We start from the raw sequence: 19,688 nt of genomic DNA on the forward strand, positions 1-19,688 counted from the left end.
ATGGCATGTTGGTAATACCATTTTCAATCCCAAAAAACCAGCATGACCGGTTGAAACGACTTCATTACGGGGCGTCGCCTCATTGACCAGCCTCTCAGTTAGGTATAAAGGTAGTACCAATGGAGCGCAGCGTGCGGCGGGCGGCACACCCGCGCGGGTATCGGCCGGCGCGCCGATCGTCGGGGCCGGTCCCACCGGGCCGTTCCCCGTCCTCTGCGCGCTCGGCGTCGTGACGGCCCGGGCGGACCGCTTCCGCCCCCGTCGTGGCCGCGCGACGAAGACCACTGGAGGTTCACATGGGCAAGAGCGGGCGGGTTTTTCTGCGTGGCATCACGTCGGAGACCTACGGGCTGAAGGAGTTCCGGCGCCGGCAGCTGGCCGCTCCCCGGGTCCGCGACGATTCGGTCGTCGTCGACGACGCCAAGGTCGCCCACTCCGGCGACTCGGCGCAGTCCCGTACATGGTGGCGAATCGGTCCGGGCGACGACCCGTTCCTGACCCAGAGCCTCCAGGTTCACTTCGTCGAGCTTCCTCCCCACTCCTCCAACCACGGCCACGGGCACCAGAACGAAGCGGCCTTCTACATCCTGCAGGGCGCCGGCTATGAGATCCACGACGACCAACGCTACGAATGGGCCAAAGACGATCTCGTCCTGGTCCACACCGACTCCGTTCACCGCCACTTCAACCCCTACGACCAGACCGCCCGTTGCCTGGTGATCAAGGCCAAGTCCCTGTGGATGTACCTGGGTCTCATCCAGCAGGGGCGCAGCGGCCCGGTCGAGGACGAGGACCGCTTCGGGCCGCGCGAGGACTGGGGCGCGATCTGGACGCCCGGCGTGGACGACCGCAAGAAGGTCGTCAAGCCCGCCGACACGCCCTGGGAGACCACGCCCCTCGGCCGCGTACGCGTGCTGTCCTCCCCCCGGCACACCGACGTGCGGACCTTCAGCGTCGACGCCTTCGTCCTCGACATTCCGGCCGGGAGCCGGTCGGGCAAACGCTGGCACATGGCCGATGAGGTGCTGTACGTGCTCTCCGGTGAGGGATACAGCCTGCACTGGGAGGTCGAGGCCGAGATCGCCGAACGCTACTACGCGCGGGTGGCCAAGGAGCCGACGCGGCACGAGATCAAGGCCGGCGACACCCTCTACGTCCCCCACAACACCGTCGCTCAGCACTTCGCGGCCGACGGAAGCCCTCTCCAACTGCTCTCCGGACAGAACCGCATCTTCAAGCACCTCGGCTACGACAACGTCGTCTACCTCGAGAACGCCCCGGAATACGACGACGCGCGTACTCCCGCGGACGCCGAGGCCTGAGGAGCGCTCATGCCGAACCGAACCACCACCCGCGTGACGCACTACCACGTGCAGAAGAAGCGTCGTGCGGAATTCCTCGAGGAATGGCGCGGCTACCAGAAGACCGTCGTGGCCCATGAGGACGTCGCGATGGCCGAGACGGCGCCGGGCGTACGCCGCGGCGTGTACGTCGGCGCGGACGGCGACCGCCCCACGCGGACGATGGACGCCCTCGCGCACGAACTCGACCCGGGCACGGTCACGAACGTCAACCGGCATTCCTGGGACGTCATGGTCTTCTGCGTCGCCGGCCACGGCTGGGCCGAGATCGACGGCCGGCGCATCGACTGGGGGCCCGGCGACTCACTGCACCTGCCGCTGTGGTCCTGGCACCGCTTCGGCAACGACGGCACCGAGCCCTGCCGGTACCTGACGTTCTCCGCCGAGCCGCTCATGTTCACGATGGGCTACTCCATCTACGAGGACGGCGGCGACACCCCGTACGCTGAGCTGGCGCCCAAGCCCGTCCAGTCCCCGGCGATCCCCGGGGCCGACCCGTACGCCCGGCGCAGGCAGCGCCTCGCGGCCGAACAGGACCGCCGACGCAACGGCCGGCTCCACACCGACTGGGACGAGCTGGAACTGCTCAACACCCCCCGCGGCACCCGGACCACGTTCCTCCTCGACCGGGCGATCGGCTACCAGGCGTCGGGCATGTCGATGGCGATGTTCGAGATCGGGCCCGGCCGGGGCCAGTCGATGCACCGCCACCCCGGAGAGGCCTGGCTGTACGTCGTGGAGGGCCACGGCAGGTCGTTCCTCGGCACCGAGCCCGAGGTCGGAGAGTTCCACGAGTGGAAGAAGGGCGACATCATCGTCGTCGACCACTACCTGTGGCATCAGCACCTCAACTCCGATCCGGATCACACCGCCAAGGTCGTGCGCATCCACATGTTCGACAGCCTCCTCGACACCATGCGCGTCCTCATGGACCCGATGGTGCTGTTCGAGGAACCACCGGACGCGATCCGCGACAAGCAGGCCGGCGATCCCAGCACCATCGACTGGCCGGCCCTCACCCGGCCCACCTGGGAATGGTGAACGGACCGGCGCTGCCGAAGGGCGTGCTCTCGCTGCACGCCCTGCCCGCCGATCACCACGAGGGCCCCTGGGACCACATCGTCACGCCACCGGGCCTGAAGGAACGGCTGCTCTCCCAGGCGCTGCTCACCCTCCTGCACGGGCGGCGCCTGGCGACCCTCGCCGGGCTGCCGCACGGACTGATCGTGCTGGCCGGCCCGCCGGGCACGGGCAAGACCACCCTCGCCCGTGGCCTCGCCCAGCGTGCCGCCCTCGCGGTGGCGCCGGAGGGCGCGACCACCTATCTGGAGATCGACCCGCACGCGTTCCCCTCCGAACTGCTCGGCGAGAGCCAGCGGGCGATCACCCGGCTGCTCCGCGACACGATCCCCGAACTCGCGATGCGGCGGCCGCACACGATCGTGCTCATCGACGAGGTCGAGTCCTTCGCGGTGGCCCGTTCGGCGGCCTCCATGGAGACGAACCCGGTCGACGTGCACCGGTCCACGGACGCGGTGCTCGCCGGGATCGACGCCATCGCCGCCGAACTCCCCCGCGTGCTCTTCCTCACCACGACCAACTTCCTGACCGGCGTCGACGAGGCGTTCCTGTCCCGCGCCGACCTCGTCATCACGTTCGAGCTCCCCGACACCGCCACGATCGCCTCGATCATCCGCCACTCCCTGGTCGAGCTCGCGGGGCTGTGGCCGGAACTCGCCAAGCTGGCGGCCGACGAGGAGCTGCACGCCCGCGTCGCCGAGCGGTGTGCGGGGTGGGACGGCCGCCGGGTGCGCAAACTCGTCCTCGCCGCCCTCGCGCAGCGGCTGGACGTGGCCATGGACCCCGGAAGGCTCGAGGCGGACGACCTGATGGCCGCGACCGGTGTTCCCGCCGGTGCGGCGTGATCCCGACGGGAGGACCGATGGGCACGACGGACCAGCCCGCCTGGGGCTCGGACGTGATGGTGGAGTCGATGCGGGCGCTGGGCCTGCCGTACGTCAGCCTCAACCCCGGATCCTCGTTCCGTGGCCTGCACGACTCCCTGGTGAACCACGCGGGCAACGAGATGGAGATGATCTGTTGCCCGCACGAGAAGATCGCGGTCGGGATCGCGCACGGCTACGCCAAGACCACGGGAACGCCGATGGGCGTCATCCTGCACAACGTGGTCGGTCTCCTGCACGGCGCCATGGGGATCTACTACGCGCACCTCGACCGCGCGCCGGTCATCGTCCTGGGCGGCTCCGGGCCGGCCACGCACGACCGGCGGCGACCCAACATCGACTGGATCCACTCGGCCAACGTCCAGGGCAACGCGGTCCGCGACTACACCAAGTGGGACCACGAACCGCGCTCGGTCTCCGACGTGCCGACCACCCTCGCGCGGGCGCACCGGATCGCGACGAGCGAACCTTGCGGCCCGGTCTATGTGGCGCTCGACGCCGGGCTGCAGGAGGACCCGCTGGATGAGCCGGTCGCGATGCCGGACTTCTCGCGCCTGGCGGCACCGTCGCGGATCGGTCCCGACCCGGCCGCCCTGCGCCGGCTCGCGGAACTCCTGTGCGCGGCCGACCGGCCGGTGATCGTGCCCGGCTACGCCGGCCGTGACCCCGCGGCGTTCGGGCTGCTCACCGAGCTGGCCGAGGTGGTCGGCGCGGGCGTGGACGACACGGGCATCCGGCTCAACTTCCCCAACCGCCATCCGCTGTGCGTCACCGGGACCGCCGCCATCGAACGCGCGGACTGCGTGCTGTTCCTCGACGTGAAGGACATGGGCAAGCCGACGCAGCGGCTGGACTCGACGACCCGGACGATCGCCTCGCGCCTGGCGCCCGGCACCACCGTTCTCGACCTGGGCTTCAACGACATCGGGACCTCCTCGTGGAGCGAGGACCACGCGGCCCTGCTGGAGACCGATCTCCAGGTCACCGCCGACACCGTCGTCGCCCTGCCGATGCTCCTCGCACTGTGCCGGGAACTCGTCGGCGCCGACGACGCGGACCGGGCCGGACGCCGGAGGGCGTACGCCGCCGAGCTGGCGGGCCTGCACGCCGACCGGTGCGCCTCCTGGGAGGCCGAGGCCGCGCGGCACGCGGAGGATTCGCCGGTCTCCACCTCGCGGCTGGCCGCCGAGGTCTGGGACGTGGTCAAGGACCACGACTGGGTGCTGACCGCGGGCACCGCGGCCGAGTGGGCCCGGCGCCTGTGGGACTTCGACGCGCCGCACCGTCACCCCGGGCGCCAGCTCGGCACCGCCACGCAGATCGGCATCTCCCTCGGGGTCGCGCTCGCCCACCGCGGCAGCGGACGTCTCGTCGTCGACCTGCAACCGGACGGCGACCTGATGTTCGATGCCGGGGCCCTCTGGGTGGCGTCGTACTACCGGCTGCCGATGCTCGTGGTGATGTACAACAACCGGGCCTACTACAACGACTGGGAGCACCAGGAACGCCTCGCCCGGCAACGCGGCACCCCGATCGAGCGCGCGTACATCGGCATGGAGATCGCCGACCCGGCGCCGGACTTCGCCGCGCTGGCCCGCTCGTTCGGCTGGTACGCCGAGGGCCCGGTCGACGACCCGGGCAGGGTCGGCGCGGCCGTGCGACGCGCCGCCGACCGGGTGACCGCCACCGGGCTGCCCGCCCTGGTCGACGTGGTGTGCCAGCCGCGCTGAGAGCGGCGGAGGAGATATCTCCCAGCTTCTTGTGGCATGTGCCACTTATGCTCTATTTTGGTTAGTCCATTAGTCCTTGGAGGCGAGAGACGCCCATGGTCGAACCGCATCTGACGGAGCGCACGCACCACCATCGCCCCCTGCCGACCAGCCCCGAGGACCCGGCCGTGGGAGCGCCGAGGTGAGCGTCGAGCGACCGGCCGGCCTTCCCCCGCGGCGTACCGAACCGGGCTTCGGCTCCGACCTCGTCGTCGACCTCCTGCACGCGCTCGGCTACCGGTACCTGCCGATGAACCCGGGGTCGAGCTTCCGCGGACTGCACGATTCGGTCGTCAACCACGGCGGCAACGAGACGCCGCAGCTGCTCCTGTGCCTGCACGAGGAGATCGCGGTCGCGTTGGCGCACGGATACGCCAAGGCACGGGGCGGTCCGGCCGCGGCCGCGGTACACGATCTGGTCGGCCTGATGCACGCGTCGATGGCGGTCTACGACGCGTTCACCGACCGCGCACCGCTGCTGCTGCTCGGCGGCAGCGGGCCGGCCGATCCCGCCGCACGGCGGCCGATCGACTGGCTGCACTCGGCCACCACCCAGGCCGAGCTGGTGCGGCAGTACGTCAAGTGGGACGACGAGCCCACGACTCCGGAGGCCTTCGCACACAGCGTCGTACGCGCGCACCAGCTCGCCCACTCGGCACCCGCCGGGCCGGTCTACGTCTCGCTCGACGCGGGTGTGCAGGAGCAGCGGCTCCCGGGCCCGGTGGACCTGCCCGACCTGGCCCTGCACCGCCCCGCCCCACCCCTCTGGCCCGACCCGGCCGAGGTGGAGTCCGCGGCACGCCTGCTCGCCGGCGCGCGCCTGCCCGTCGTCGTCGGCGGCCGGGTCGGACTGGACCCGGCCGCCACACCGCTGCTGCGCCGGCTCGTCGAGACGATCGGAGCCGCGTACGTCGACGACCGCAACCTGGTGGCGTTCCCGACCGCGCACCCGGCCAACTGCACCGGCGACGCGCGCCTGCCGCGCGACGCCGACGTGGTCCTCGCCGTGGACGTGGTGGATCTCCCCGGCCTGCTGGCGGACCGCGGCCGCGGTGACCGTGGCGCCGCGGCCGCCGGCGCGCCGCTACCGGCGATCATCGATCTGTCGGCAGGCGACCTGGCGATGCGGTCGTGGGCGAACGCCTTCGCCGCCCCGCTCCCCCGCGCGGTGCAGTTGCTCGCCGACCCACTCACCGGCCTGGAGGCGCTGGTGGACGCGCTCGACGGACGACGCGCCGCCGACGACGTCGAGCGCTCGGCGGCGGAGGCACGGTCGCGGCGGGCCGCGGTGCATGAGCGGGCCGAGGCCGAGCTGCGCGCCCACTGGTCGGACACGCCGATCTGGCCGGGGCGCCTGGTGGCCGAGACGTGGGCCGCGGTCCGCGACGTCGACCGGCTGCTGACGCTGCGGAACACACGGAGCTGGCCGGCCGGTGTGTGGGAGTTCGGCGGCGCCGGCGAGTACCTCGGGCACTCCGGGGGCGGAGGCGTCGGCTACGGCCCCGGAGCGATGGTGGGCGGTGCGCTCGCCGCGCGCGACCGCGGCCAGCTCGGCGTCGCGATCGTCGGTGACGGCGACCTGCTCATGGCCTCCGGCGCGCTGTGGACCGCGGTGCACTACAAGATCCCGATGCTCGTCGTGGTCAACGACAACAGCTCGTTCTACAACGACGAGCCCCACCAGGTGCACGTCGCACGACACCGCGGCCGGCCGGAGGAGAACTCCTGGATCGGCATGCGCATCGGTGACCCCGCCATCGACATCGCCGGGCTGGCGGCGTCGTACGGGTGCGCCGCACACGGCACCGTCGAGGATCCGGAGAAGTTGCCGGCGGTCCTGCGGGCCGCGACGGCCGACGCGGTGGACGGTGCGGTGGCCGTCGTCCACGTGCGGACGGCACGCCACTGACCGGGACGGCGAGGTGCCGGCACGCCGCCCGGCCCTCGACGCGTCCAACCGAGCCGAAGCGGCGACCCGGTCCCACCATGGAGGCGAGACGGATGAGGAAACCGACGATGACCGCGGGCCTGGTGACGCTGGGCCTGGCGCTGACCGCCTGTGGCGGCACCCCCGCGCAGGACTCCGACATCGGATCCGGCAAGGGCGGAAAGGCGGCGGCCGCCACATACCAGAAGCTGAACGCCATGCCGAAGGACCAGGCGCGCGCCGAAGCGCTGAAGGAGGCCAAGTCCGCGGGTGGCACCCTGTCGATGTACACCTCGATGAACGCCGACATCGCCGACCGGGTCGCGGCGGAGTTCACCAAGCAGACCGGTATCAAGGTGTCGACGTACCGCGGGCATTCCGAGGACGTCCTGCAGCGCACACTCCAGGAGGCGGCGGCGAACAAGCTCGGCGCCGACGTCGTCGAGAGCAACTTCTCCGAGATGGACGTCCTGGGCACCAAGAAGATCTTCGGCGGCTACGACGGCACGGCCGGGAAGCAGATCCCGAGCCGGTACCACTACACCAGCTGGATCGCCGACCGTCTCAACATCCTCGTCGACGGCTGGAACACCAAGCAGATGCAGGAGAAGGACCTGCCGAAGTCGTGGGAGGACCTCGCCGACCCGCGGTTCAAGGGCAAGATCTCCATCGAGCAGAGTGACAACGACTGGTACGAGAACGTCACCAAGTGGTGGAAGGACCACGGCAAGAGCGACCAGGAGATCACGCAGCTGTGGCAGAAGATCGTGGCCAACGCCAAGGTGGTCAACGGCCACATCACGATGGCGGACCTGCTGGCCGCCGGCCAGACCGCGCTCAACGCCGACAACTACAGCTATGAGTACACCGTGGTCGCGAAGAAGGGTGCTCCCGTCACCGCCGTGGGTTCCGGCGGCGCCAACCCGGTTCCGGCGTTCGCACGGCCGAACGGCGTGGCGGTGACCGCCGCGGCCAAGCACGCCGCCGCGGCGTGGCTCTTCGAGGACTGGATGCTCAGCGACGGCCAGCAGGTTCTCGTCGACCAGGGGCTGACACCGGCGACCAAGGTCCCCGGGGACACGACGACCAAGGGCCTGAACGTCGTGCCCTATGACACCAAGGGGTACGAGGCCCAGCAGAAGAAGTGGGCGGACGAGTGGGACCGGCTGATCAGCAGCACGCCGAAGCTGAAGTGACCGGCGCCCTCAGTCCCTGATGTCCTGGAGGAACCACTCGGCCGGCAACCGCCGGCCGAGTTCCGCCTTCTCGGCCCGCTGGAGCACGTGACCGGCCACGGACGCGAACTGCAGGCCCTGGGTGCCGGTGGTGACGAAGACCGTTACGTCGTCGTCGCTCCGGCGCCCCGGCACACGCCCGGTCTCCAGGTCCAGCAGAGTGGGCCAGGCACCCCTCTCGGGCGCCCGTCCCGCGGGGATGCGCCGCCGGTCCTCCGGGCGGCCGGCGACGTACGCGGCGATCGCCCCGGCCTTCCACTCCATCATCGGCACGTCGGTGCCGTGGGGCACGGTGTGGATCCCGAGCTGTGTCACGACGTCGGCGTGGTCGAGCAGCGCGTCGCCGAGCTCGCGGCGGGTGACGCAGACGACGTGCGCGCCGGGCCGGAGCCATGCGGGGTCGAACGTGGGTGACATGGAGTCGGTGGCGGTCGCGACGATCGCCATGCCCCGGACGGCCTGCTCGGCGTGCTCGACCGCGACGGCGTCGATGCCGAGCTCGGAGCGGATCCGTCCGGCGAACTCCGTGCGGTGCTCCGGTGTCGGGCTGTGGACGCGGACCGCTGTCAGCTCGCGGACCTGCGCGATCGCCTCGACGAAGGTCCATGCCATACCGCCCGAGCCGAGGACCCCGAGCGTGGCGGCGTCGCCGCGCGCCAGCGCGTCGGTGCCGATCCCGGCGGCGCCGCCGACGCGCATGTGCTGCAGGTAGCCGTCCTGGAGAATGGCCAGCGGGGCGCCGTCGGTCAAGCGGAAGCACAGGATGAGCCCGCAGTACCGGCCGGGCCGCACGCAGTACTTCTCATGAGTGCCGCCCTGCCAGGACACCACGTCCGACTTGAGCCGCACCGCCGCGATCCCGTACGACATGCTCACCCCGGCCATGCTCCCCCACTGGTAGTAGTCGTCGGGGCGCCCGGTCGGGGCGAACATGTCGATGCGCGGCACATAGGTCGCCTCGCCGTCGCGCAGGTCGTCGTACGCTCGCCGGAGGGCCGTGATGGTCCCCCGCATGTCGAGCACCGACCTGACGTCGTCGTTGTCCAGCAGCCGCATGCCACGCCCTTTCGGAGATCTGTCGTCTGTGCCGAGCCGTCGGTCGCTCGTGTCACCCGGCGTCGCCGGGCGTCTCGGTCGCCGCCGCGCCGGCCGCGGCCGTCTTCTGGTCCGCCGGCGGGATGACGGCGACGCGCGTGTGGTCGATGCGGAGGACCACCCGGTTGCCCGGCGCGATCGACTGGGCCGGGTTGGAGCGGTTCCGGATCTCCTGCTTGCCGACGGCGATCACGTGATCCACGGAGTCACCGAGGAAGGCGCGGGTGCCGACCTCGCCGGAGAACTCGTTCCGGACACCGGACGAGCCGTCCGCCCGGGCGCCGTCGGTGTCGGCGTCGAGCTGGACGCACTCGGGCCGGATGGAGACCGCCGCGTCGTCTCCGACCTGGAGCGGGGATCCCGTCATCACTCCCCAGACGCTCAGGTCCGGAGTGTCGACCCGGCAGGAGCCGTCCGCCGCGTCGACGGCGGCGACGGTGCCGCGGAGCAGGTTGGTGACGCCCACGAAGGTCGCGACGAACTCGCTCGCCGGCCGCTCGTAGATCTCGCGCGGCTTGCCCACCTGGACGATCTTGCCCTCGTTCACGACCGCGATCCGGCTCGACATCGCCAGCGCCTCGGCCTGGTCGTGGGTGACGTAGATCGCGGTCAGGCCGAGCTCGCGCTGAAGCCGTTTCAGCTCGAAGCGCATGGCCTCCCGCAGTTTGGCGTCGAGGTTCGACAGCGGCTCGTCGAGCAGCATCAGGTCCGGCTCGCCGACGAGCGCCCGCGCGAGGGCGAGGCGCTGCTGCTGGCCACCGGACAGTTTCGTGGCGGCGCGATCGGCCATCGCCGCCAGGTCGGTCACCTCAAGTACGCGCATGACACGCTCGCGGAGCTGCGTCCGCGAGGGCCGCCGGCCGCGTGGGAGCACGGTCACCGGGAAGGCCGCGTTGTCGAACACCGACATGTGCGGCCAGATCGCGTACGACTGGAAGACCATGCCGAGGCGGCGGCTGTTGGCCGGGGTGTTGATCTTGCGCTTGCCGTCGAAGAACACACGGTCGCCGAGCGCGATGTGCCCCCCGTCCGGCCGCTCGAGGCCGGCGATGGAGCGGAGTGTCGTCGTCTTGCCGCAGCCCGACGGGCCGAGGAGGGTGAACAGCTCACCGTCCTGCACGTCGAAGCTCACGCCGTCGACGGCCAGGACCCGGGTGTCGTCCGCGGATCTCGCCCGTCGTCCGGAACCGTCGAAGGTCTTCACCAGATCGTCTACGACCAGCATGGCTCAACCGTCCTTCCGTCAGGAGTCGGTGCCGGCGCCGAAGCGCAGGCCGACCCGGTACGCGATACCGACGAGCAGCATGAGGGTGACCACCATCAGGACACCGATCGCCGCGACGACGGTGAAGTTGCCGTTGTTGAACTGCTCCCAGAGGAGCACCGACAGGACCTCCTTGCCGGGGCTGTACAGCAGGACCGTGCTGGACAGCTCGCGGAACGACACCACGAGGATGTAGACCCATCCCGCGAGGATTCCCGAGCTCATGAGCGGCATGAGGATGCGCCGGAAGCTCTGCCACCAGGTCGCCCCGCACACCAGCGCCGATTCCTCGAGCTCGTTGTTCATCTGCGCCATGGCGGTCACCGAGTACCGCATCCCGTACGGCAGGTAGCGGGTCGCGTAGGAGATCAGCAGGATCCACAGGGTGCCGTAGATGGGAAGCGGCGAGCGCAGGTAGACGAACAGCACCGCCAGGCCCATCACCAGGCCCGGGATGACCAGCGGGGTCGAGGCGAGCACGTCGAGCACGCGCCGGCCGGGCACCCGGGTCCGCACGATGAGCCACGCGACCACCGCGGTCAGGAACATCACGCCGGTCGCGGCCCCGAGCCCGAGAAGCACCGAGTTGCGGAACGCGGTGAGCGCCAGCGGCATGTGCAGGACGGTGCTGTAGTTGTGCAGCGTGATCGAGCTCACCGCCTTGCCGGACGGTGCCTGGTAGTACGGCAGCAGGCTGGCCCACAGCAGTACGCCGACGGGGAGCACCGCCGTGACGAAGAAGTAGATGATGACGGCCGCACCGACGAACGGCCGGGCGCGCCCCAGCGCGATCGGACGCGGCCGGAAGCCCTTTCCGGTGATGGTCTGGTACCGCGACGCGTGCCGCGACAGCCAGCTCGACAGCAGGACCGCGAACGCGGCGATGGCCAGCAGGACCACGGCCAGCGCGCCCGCCTCGCGGTAGTCGATCGGATAGATCTGCAGGACGTTGTAGATGCGGCTGGTGAACACGTAGATCTTCGCCTGCAGCCCGATGATGGCGGGCACCTCGAAGCTCTCCATCGACTGCACGAACACCAGGACCACGGACGCGATGATCGCCGGACGCAGAAGCGGCGCGGTCACCCGGCGCAGCGTCGCGCGGCGGGAGGCACCGGACATCAGCGCGGCCTCCTCCAGCGACGGATCCATCGCGCGGAAGGCGGCGACCATCAGCAGGAACGCGATCGGCGACAGGTGCAGCCCCTGCACCCAGATCATCCCGGGCATCGAGAACACGTTGAGCACCTGTGTGCCGAACACCCTGTTGATCACACCGGTGTGCGGGTCGGCGAGGAAGATCCACGCGATGGCGTACAGCATCGCCGGGATGATGAGGGGCACCAGCGACGCCGCGAAGAAGAGCCCCTTGAGCGGCGCGTCGGTGCGTACCTGAACCCAGGCGAGAGCCGCCCCCAGGAGCAGCGCGAAGACCGCCGATCCAAGGGCGAACTCGATGGAGTTGAGGAGCATCGGCCCGGCGAGGCTGCCCTTCCCGAACGCCTCGCCGAAGCCCTTCAGCGTGAAGCCGTGCTCGTCGAAGAACGTGCCCCACAGCAGGTAGTACAGCGGCACGATCGCGAGATAGCCGACGACGACGGCACAGATCCCGACGATCGCGGTGCGCGGGGTGAGTACCGCGTCGCGCGCCCGCCTCAGCAGGCCGGCGCGCGTACCGTCCGGCAGCCGCGGAACCTCCGGCGACGGGCGAACGGGAGTGGTTGTGGTCATCGAGGACTCCTCACATCGGACCGTCTACTCGCCCGCTTCCGGAGCGAGGCGACGGAGGTCAGCCCTTGCCGGCGGTGGGCGCGCCCTGAAGCAGCTTCTGCCACGCCTCGCTCCACTTGGCGCTGTCGTTCGTCATCTGGTCGAGCGGAATGTCGTAGATCTTCGTTCCGGCCGCGATGGGGTTCTTGGTGGTGACCGAGAGGTTCGCGGGGACGCGGTACTGCTTGGGGAACAGCTGCTGCCCGTCGGTCAGCGACCACTTCATGTAGAGCGCGGCGGCGGCCGGATGCGGGGCCGTCCTCGTCAGCCCGATGCCGTTGGGGCGGTACAGGACCGGCTGGACGACGGGCTGCCAGACCACCGGGGCGCCCTTGTCGAAGTGGTCCTCGTCGATCAGGTGCTTGTAACTGTCGGGCGCGATGCCGACCTGCCCGGAGTCCAGCAGCTGCGCCTGGACGGTGTGGCCCTTCACCACCTTCGCGTTGGCCGCGAGCCTGGTGAAGAAGGAATCGGCCTGCTGGGTGGTCCAGTGCAGCTGACTCGTGAAGTAAGTGTGCAGGCCGAGGTACCAGTCCCAGTCGTCGGGCTCGAGTTCGATCTGCCCCTTGAACCGAGGGTCGGTGAGGTCCTGGTAACTCGTCGGCGGCGACTTGATCTTGCCTGTGTTCCAGGCGACGGTGAACGCGTCGTACCGGGTCGCCACCCATCCCGGGTGTACGGAGCCGGGCCTGAGCTGGCCGGTGACCTTCTTGTTGTCGTAGTCGGCGAGCACGCTCTTGACGGCCATGGCGAGCAGTTCGCCGCCATTGGTGTCGACGAGGTCGGCGGGCAGCTTGCCGGCACCCGCCTCCTGCAGCACCCGCTGCAGCACCTCCTCGGAGTCGGCTCGGTAGGTCTTGACCTTGATGCCGTACTGCTTCTCGAAGGCCGCGGCGTTCTCCTGGATGGAGCTGTTCGACGCGTAGATGACGACCGAGCCCTCCTTCTTCGCGGCGGAAACGAGCTGGCCGTCGGGCATGGCGGCGTACTTGGCGAGCGCCGCGCTGTCCTTGCCTCCGCCTGCGCCGCCGCCGAAGGCGGCGGTGGGCGTGCCACCGCATCCGGCGAGCAGAACGGCGGTGAGAGCGAGCGCGGTCGTGCGGCCGGGCCGAACAGAGGGCCTCATCGGTCCCCTCCTTTGTCGTACCCCCCGATCGGACGATTCGTTTGACTGCTGGGTGGGAGCCGGCATGCGGAACAGTCCCTGCGCACGATGTCTCCCCTCACGCGTGCGGACTGCGAAGGCGGCCTGACGACGCCGTCGGCGCCGTCACGTCGGCCGAGGGGTTCTCGCCCGTGGGCGTCCGGCGCGGGCGTTCGGCCATCACGGCGGGTACACCGACCACTCCGACCCCGGCACCGACCTTTTTCACGCGATTCGCCTCCGGCCGCCTTCAGCCGCTCACGCGGCTCCGTACTCGACGGACCCATCGGGCCGGCTCGCCCCGAAGGCCGTTCTCCCTGCGTCCGCCGGTTCGGCCATTATGGTTTGAAGGTAATACCATTACAAGAGTTACCGGTAAGAAATACGCCCGAAACAGCGACTTAGCAGCATCTACTACCCGAAAGCAACCATCAGACCGGCGGTCACCGGTACGGCGAGGCGTCTCACCGGCCGGCGAGAGGCCTCGTACGCGGGCGGCCCAGCGCCCACCGCCATCACCGTGACCTGGGCGGACACGCCGGGTCCCGCCCGCCGTGACCCGCCCCCGGCCGACGGCGAAGCGACATCGGCGGCGGGTTCGACGCCCCGGGAGCGCTGCCGGCGCTCGGCCCGGCACCGGATGTGCGCGGCGGGTGGGGGGCGGCGAGCGCGACACCGAAGGCCGACGGACCGTCGACGAAGAACACCCACTCCCGGCCCACCGCCCCCTCGCACGGTCCCCGGCCACGGCCGGGGACACGAAGCTCCGCATCGTCGGGACTCCGGGTGCGATGGTCACATGCCGCGAGAGCGGGCCTTCTCCACGAGGTATCGCCAGACCGACAGGTCGTTGAAGGCCGAGCCGAGATCCGGCAACTCGGCGACGTCGTCATCCGGAAGGTCCTCCGGCCGGGCGTCCAGCCGGGCCAGCTCCAGCGTGACCGTCGCCAGGGCGTTCAGGTTGACGGCCCGCACGACGGCCTCTTCCACGCTCGCGCCCGTGACGGTGATGCCGTGCCCCTTCAGCACGCAGACCGGCCGGTCACCCATCGCCGCGATCATCTCGTGCGCGAGGTCGGGCCGGCGGATGAGCACCGACCGCCGGTAGAGCGGGACGCCTTCAAGGGCCATCCGCGTCGCCGGGATGTTGTACGCGCCGAAGACCGGTCGCAGCTCGAGCCCGGCCACACCGCAGAGCAGCACCGCCGGCGGGTGGGCGTGCACGACCGCGTTCACCTCGGGACGGGCGCGCAGCACCTCACCGTGGATCGGCAGCTCGTTGGGTACGGCGTATCCCTCCGCCGCGCCGATGAGGGCGCCGTCGAGATCGGTCTGCCGGACGTCCCGCTCATCGGTGAACATCAACCCGCGCTCGTCCCGGCCTCGGCACCGGATCAGCATCCGGTTCTCGCCGGTCCGCACGCTGACGTGCCCCAGCACGCCCTCGACGAGCCCTTCCATCGCGAGGATCCGGCAGGCCTGGGCCACCGTCGCGCGCGGATCGGTCATGTGCGGTCCGTCCTCTCCGTGCTTCGCCGCGGGCCTTCCCACTTCGGGGCCGGAAGTATCCCGGCGGGCGTCCCGGCAGCGGGACGTCCACGCCTTCCCACCGAGCCCACTAAGGAGATAAGGTCAGACCAACATACCTTACACCCCGTACTTCAGCGTGCCATGGCGACAACCGGACCGTCTCACCGCACACCCGATGGAGGCGACAGTGGAGGAACCGCCGCGTCCGCGCTCACCAGGAGCGCGATCCACGGCCGCCCTGACCGCGGCCGCCCGCCCGCGAAACCTCACCGGCCGCGCGGAGCCACGGTGACAGCGGGGGCTCCCCGCGGGCCGCACTTCCCTCCCTCCCGCACACCACGCCGCCATGCACGAGCGGGTGAGCGACATGCCCGCCACCTCGCATGACCACACGCCGGCCGAGCCCGGCGCGGGCGGATGAATACCGGTCCTCGCGCCGCACCGGCGCATTGGACCGGCGCGAGGCGAACGCCCGGCCTCGGCACGAATCGATGAGCCCCCTCCTCTCTCCGCGGGCACGCCGAACCGCATCGACGCACGGCGCGCGAGCCCGGCCCGGACGGCCGGACCCTTCACCTCACGCCCCGCCGACAGCGCCCGGCCGGTTCCAGGTGGAACGCACGACACCGAGGCGACGGCCGCCGACCCTCCGAGCCTCGGCCGGAGGTGTGGACCGGGCCGCCTCGGCCGCGGTCCCGGGGAGTGCGCCGCAGCCGGATGGACGCTCCCAACTTCCCGTCCGCAGGGACACTCCGAGCATGAAGGGTATAATGGTATAACATTAAGCCATATGAGCGAGAGGATCCCATGTCACGCAGGGACCAGTCGCGTCGCCCATGGCGGACTCCGACGGCCGGGCGGCCTCGACTCACGCAGCCGTTCCGGACCCGCTCCCGGAGACCGGAATGAGTGAGGGAACACTGATCGTCGGCGGCAGTCAGGCCGGCGTGCAGCTGGCCGTGTCGCTACGACAGCTCGGCGACACCTCACCGATCGTCCTGGTCGGCGAGGAGACACGTCCGCCGTACCAGCGGCCGCCCCTTTCCAAGGAGTTCCTCGCCGGCCGGGCGGACCTGGACTCGCTGGCGTTCCGCACGCCCGGCTTCTACGCCGACTCCGGAATCGACCTGGTGTGCGGTGAACGGGTGACCGAAGTGAGCCTGTCCGCGTCGGGTCCGGTGGGCTCCGGCGTCGCGACGACCGCGAGCGGGCGCGAGCTGCCCTTCGACCGGCTGGCGTTGACCGTGGGAGCGGACGCCAGGCGGCTCCCGCTACCCGGCGCGCACCTGGGCGGGATCTGCTATCTGCGTGACCACGATGACGCCGTGGACCTGCGGGCACGGCTCGCGACCGCCGCGAACGTGATCGTCGTCGGCGGCGGATTCATCGGCCTGGAGGTGGCGTCGGCGGCACGCGCCGCCGGTCCGTCCGTCACGGTGGTCGAGGCCGCGGACCGGTTGATGGCGCGGGCCGTGGGCCCGGTCGTCTCGGAGTTCTACCTCCGCGCGCATCGACGCCGCGGGATCGACGTCCGGCTGTCCGCCGGCGTCACCGGTTTCGAGGGTGAACGGGGTCAGGTGACCACCGTCGAGCTCTCCGACGGAACGCGGCTGCCCGCCGATCTGGTGCTGGTCGGGATCGGCGTTCTGCCGCGCACCGAACTCGCCGAGCAACTGGGGCTCACGTGCGACCAGGGCATCGTCGTCGACACCCACGCCCGCACCAGCGATCCCACGGTCGTCGCCGCCGGCGACTGCACCGTTCAGCCGCACCCGATGACGGGGCAGGGACGGGTGCGCCTGGAGTCGGTCCAGAACGCCGTGGCCCAGGCCCAGGCCGCGGCCTCGACGCTTCTCGGACGGCCGAACGGCGTGACGCCGGTGCCGTGGTTCTGGTCCTACCAGGGCGATCTCAAGCTGCAGATCGCCGGCCTGTCGGCGGACCACGACGACCAGGTCGTACGCGGTGACCCCGACGACGAGAGCTTCTCGGTCCTCTACTACCGGCGGAACCGCCTGCTGGCCATCGACGCCGTCAACCGGCCGGCCGACTACATGGCGGTACGCAAGGCGCTCGGCCGGGGAGCGACCATCGCCCGGGACCGCGCCGGCGATCCCACGGTTCCGCTGAAGTCCCTCATCGGCGATCCGGCCGCCATTGCACACCGGACAGATACCTAGGCGCGGTGGGCCGCTTGTACCCTCTGACGGCATCTGGTCTAATGGACATACCAAAAGACAGGACGCTTCACCGGCACGTGCATCCGGCAGACGGAGTGGAACGACCGCGGGAGGACATGGGCGTTGTGGCCAAGGTGATCTACATCGACAGCGCCGGTCGCGAGTACGCCGTCGACGCGGCGGTCGGTGACACGGTCATGGGGGCCGCGGTCAAGAACGGCGTCCCCGGGATCGTCGCCGAGTGCGGCGGCAACTGCTCCTGCGCCACCTGCCACGTATGGGTGGCCGGGGAGTTCGCGTCAGCGGTGGGGCCTCCGGGCGACATGGAGGAGGACCTGCTCGACATGGGCGTCTCGGAGCGACGGGACACCAGTCGTCTCTCCTGCCAGATCCGCGTCACGGAGGCCCTCGACGGCCTGACCGTGGAGATCCCCCCGGAGCAGCCGTGACCGGGCGAAGCGAGGGAGACGAAGGCGCCACCCGCCGGATCACTCCGCCGACGCAGGAGGCCACGTGACCGATCAGGGGAGACGCCGGCCGCCCGGTGCGACCGGGAACCACCATCGCGAACCCGATACCGCCATTCCAGTGACGCTCCATCACGTGAAGGGAAACGGCCGTGCTTAGGCAGGACATCAACGAGCTCTTGACACAGACCGGTCCTGGGACGCCGATGGGCGACCTGTTCCGGCAGTACTGGATCCCCGCGCTGCTGGCCGAGGAACTGCCGGAGAACGACTCACCGCCGGTGCGTGTGAAGCTCCTGTCCGAACGCATGGTCGCCTTCCGCGACAGCGAAGGGCGATACGGCCTCGTCGACGAGTTCTGCGCCCACCGCGGCGCCTCGCTGTGGTTCGGCCGTAACGAGGGGTCCGGCCTGCGCTGCCCCTACCACGGCTGGAAGTACGACGTCACCGGCCAGTGCGTGGAGGTGCCGTCCGAGGCGGACAACAGCAGCTTCTGCGAGAACGTGAAGCTGACCGCGTACCCGCTGGTCAAGGTCGGCGACGTCCTGTGGACCCACATGGGCGACCCGGCGAACCGGCCGGACCTTCCGGAGTATGAGTTCCTGCACGTCGCCCCGGAGCAGACCTACACCTCCAAGCGGTGGCAGCAGTGCAACTGGCTGCAGGCGTTCGAGGGCGGCATCGACTCCAGTCACGTGACGTTCCTGCACTCCGGCGGCCTCAAGAGCGACCCGCTGTTCAAGGGCGCCAAGGGCAACGAGTACAACATGAAGGACACCAAGCCGTTCTTCGAGGTCGCCGACAGCGAGGGCGGGCTCTTCGTCGGCGCGCGCCGCAACGCCGAAGAGGGCAGGTACTACTGGCGGATCACGCCGTGGGTGATGCCGGCCTTCACGATGGTGCCGCCACGCGGCGATCACCCGATTCACGGCCACTTCTGGGTGCCGATCGACGACCACAACTGCTGGACGTACTCCTTCGACTACCACCCGGTCCGTGCCCTGACGCCGCAGGAGCGCCAGGCGATGATCGACGGCCACGGGGTGCACAGCAAGAACATCCCCGGGACCTACCGGCCCGTGGCCAACATGGACAACGACTACCTGATCGACCGCGAGGCGCAGAAGCGCGGGGACACCTACTCGGGCGTGGCGGGGATCGCCATGCAGGACGCCTCGTTGCAGGAGAGCATGGGGCCGATCGTGGACCGCACGAAGGAGCGGCTGGTCCCGGCCGACAGCGGGATCATCAAGGCCCGCCAGAAGCTGCGCAAGGCGGCGGTCGCGCTGCGGGACGAGGGCGTGACCCCGCCCGGTGTGGATCCCGAGCACCACCGGGTGCGCTCGGCGGCGGTCGTGTTGCCGCAGGCCGAATCCTTCCTGGACTCCTGCCGCGACGCGGTCAAGGCCACGCCCGGCGTTCCGCAGGCGTCGGTCTGAGATGTCGATGATCTATCCGAGCGAATCCGCCCGTGCGGCCTCCGCGAGTGAGGCGCGGTACCGGATCACCGCGCCGATCAGGCCCGCCAGGAACGCGCGCGTCATCGCCCTGGACCCGAGAGCGGCCACGGTCGCCCGACGTATCGCGGAGGGACCGTGGGCGGCCGCCGGCTTCTACACGTGCGAGGTCGCGTCGGGAACCGATGGTGAGGACGGCGTCCTGCTGCGCGGGCTCGACGGCGCGACGTCGACGCTGGCGGACGCCCTGACCGGCACCGACGTGGTGGTCGTCATCGCGACGGATGACTCGGGACGCGCCCAGGCCGCCGCCATCGGCAAGAGCTGTGGCGCGCGCGCCGTCATGACGGCGGGGCTGGTGCTCGGCGACGGCTTCGAGGCGGAGGACGCGGTCGCCGCCCTCCGACCGTACGCCCGGGTGCTGCTGTTGTCGGCGGACGAGAGCGATGTCTTCGAACTGCTCACGGCCCTGAGGGTCTAGAGAACGAACGGACGGCGGAGGCCGGGGCGAGCGAACGCCCGGGA

At 70.4% G+C, this 19,688-nt stretch carries 15 protein-coding genes; 10 read left to right on the forward strand and 5 right to left on the reverse strand.

Annotation, left to right across the window (positions count from 1 at the left end):
• The first annotated feature begins 296 nt into the window (after positions 1–296).
• The 6 genes from ABEA10_RS46850 to ABEA10_RS46875 all read left to right on the forward strand — a co-directional run bounded on the left by ABEA10_RS46850 (position 297) and on the right by ABEA10_RS46875 (position 8,217).
• Complete coding sequence (locus tag ABEA10_RS46850) at positions 297–1,322, forward strand: cupin domain-containing protein (RefSeq protein WP_345475172.1); 1,026 nt, start codon at positions 297–299, stop codon at positions 1,320–1,322.
• A gap of 9 nt (positions 1,323–1,331) precedes the next feature.
• Complete coding sequence (locus ABEA10_RS46855) at positions 1,332–2,402, forward strand: cupin domain-containing protein (protein WP_345475173.1); 1,071 nt, start codon at positions 1,332–1,334, stop codon at positions 2,400–2,402.
• Positions 2,399–3,286: an AAA family ATPase gene (locus tag ABEA10_RS46860; protein ID WP_345475174.1), complete on the forward strand. Its 888-nt coding sequence runs from the start codon at positions 2,399–2,401 to the stop codon at positions 3,284–3,286. The genes ABEA10_RS46855 and ABEA10_RS46860 overlap by 4 nt, the downstream gene beginning before the upstream one ends.
• A gap of 17 nt (positions 3,287–3,303) precedes the next feature.
• On the forward strand, positions 3,304–5,055 hold the full coding sequence (locus ABEA10_RS46865) for a thiamine pyrophosphate-binding protein (RefSeq protein ID WP_345475175.1): 1,752 nt from the start codon (positions 3,304–3,306) through the stop codon (positions 5,053–5,055).
• 181 nt (positions 5,056–5,236) lie between these two features.
• Positions 5,237–7,003, forward strand: coding sequence for a thiamine pyrophosphate-binding protein (locus tag ABEA10_RS46870; protein WP_345475176.1), 1,767 nt, complete (start codon positions 5,237–5,239; stop codon positions 7,001–7,003).
• Between the two features lie 92 nt (positions 7,004–7,095).
• The gene (locus tag ABEA10_RS46875) at positions 7,096–8,217 is read left to right on the forward strand and encodes an extracellular solute-binding protein (RefSeq protein ID WP_345475177.1); all 1,122 of its coding nucleotides are present in this window, start codon (positions 7,096–7,098) and stop codon (positions 8,215–8,217) included.
• 9 nt (positions 8,218–8,226) lie between these two features.
• Here the strand turns inward: ABEA10_RS46875 and ABEA10_RS46880 are convergent, their stop codons facing one another.
• From ABEA10_RS46880 to phtC, 5 genes are all read right to left on the reverse strand, one after another.
• The gene (locus ABEA10_RS46880) at positions 8,227–9,312 is read right to left on the reverse strand and encodes an ornithine cyclodeaminase family protein (protein WP_345475178.1); all 1,086 of its coding nucleotides are present in this window, start codon (positions 9,310–9,312) and stop codon (positions 8,227–8,229) included.
• Positions 9,313–9,364: 52 nt separating this feature from the next.
• Positions 9,365–10,576 (reverse strand): ABC transporter ATP-binding protein, encoded by a 1,212-nt coding sequence (locus ABEA10_RS46885; RefSeq protein WP_345475179.1) that lies wholly within the window; start codon positions 10,574–10,576, stop codon positions 9,365–9,367.
• Between the two features lie 18 nt (positions 10,577–10,594).
• Positions 10,595–12,346 carry an ABC transporter permease gene (locus tag ABEA10_RS46890; RefSeq protein WP_345475180.1) on the reverse strand — a complete coding sequence of 584 codons (1,752 nt, stop codon included), beginning with the start codon at positions 12,344–12,346 and terminating at the stop codon, positions 10,595–10,597.
• A 58-nt stretch (positions 12,347–12,404) separates the two neighbouring features.
• Entirely contained in the window at positions 12,405–13,511 is a 1,107-nt protein-coding gene (locus tag ABEA10_RS46895; RefSeq protein WP_345475181.1) for an ABC transporter substrate-binding protein, read from the reverse strand.
• A gap of 813 nt (positions 13,512–14,324) precedes the next feature.
• A complete protein-coding gene (gene phtC, locus ABEA10_RS46900; protein WP_345475183.1) occupies positions 14,325–15,038 on the reverse strand; it encodes a 3,4-dihydroxyphthalate decarboxylase in 714 nt (237 codons plus the stop codon).
• Positions 15,039–15,964: 926 nt separating this feature from the next.
• Here phtC and ABEA10_RS46905 point away from each other — a divergent pair.
• The 4 genes from ABEA10_RS46905 to ABEA10_RS46920 all read left to right on the forward strand — a co-directional run bounded on the left by ABEA10_RS46905 (position 15,965) and on the right by ABEA10_RS46920 (position 19,644).
• Positions 15,965–17,239 (forward strand): NAD(P)/FAD-dependent oxidoreductase, encoded by a 1,275-nt coding sequence (locus ABEA10_RS46905; protein ID WP_345475184.1) that lies wholly within the window; start codon positions 15,965–15,967, stop codon positions 17,237–17,239.
• 116 nt (positions 17,240–17,355) lie between these two features.
• Complete coding sequence (locus tag ABEA10_RS46910) at positions 17,356–17,688, forward strand: 2Fe-2S iron-sulfur cluster-binding protein (protein WP_345475185.1); 333 nt, start codon at positions 17,356–17,358, stop codon at positions 17,686–17,688.
• A 170-nt stretch (positions 17,689–17,858) separates the two neighbouring features.
• The gene (locus ABEA10_RS46915) at positions 17,859–19,145 is read left to right on the forward strand and encodes an aromatic ring-hydroxylating dioxygenase subunit alpha (RefSeq protein WP_329261456.1); all 1,287 of its coding nucleotides are present in this window, start codon (positions 17,859–17,861) and stop codon (positions 19,143–19,145) included.
• A 7-nt stretch (positions 19,146–19,152) separates the two neighbouring features.
• A complete protein-coding gene (locus ABEA10_RS46920) occupies positions 19,153–19,644 on the forward strand; it encodes a hypothetical protein (protein ID WP_345475187.1) in 492 nt (163 codons plus the stop codon).
• Positions 19,645–19,688 lie beyond the last annotated feature (44 nt).

This window comes from Actinoallomurus oryzae (genome assembly GCF_039541955.1).
Classification (GTDB): Bacteria; Actinomycetota; Actinomycetes; order Streptosporangiales; family Streptosporangiaceae; genus Actinoallomurus; species Actinoallomurus oryzae.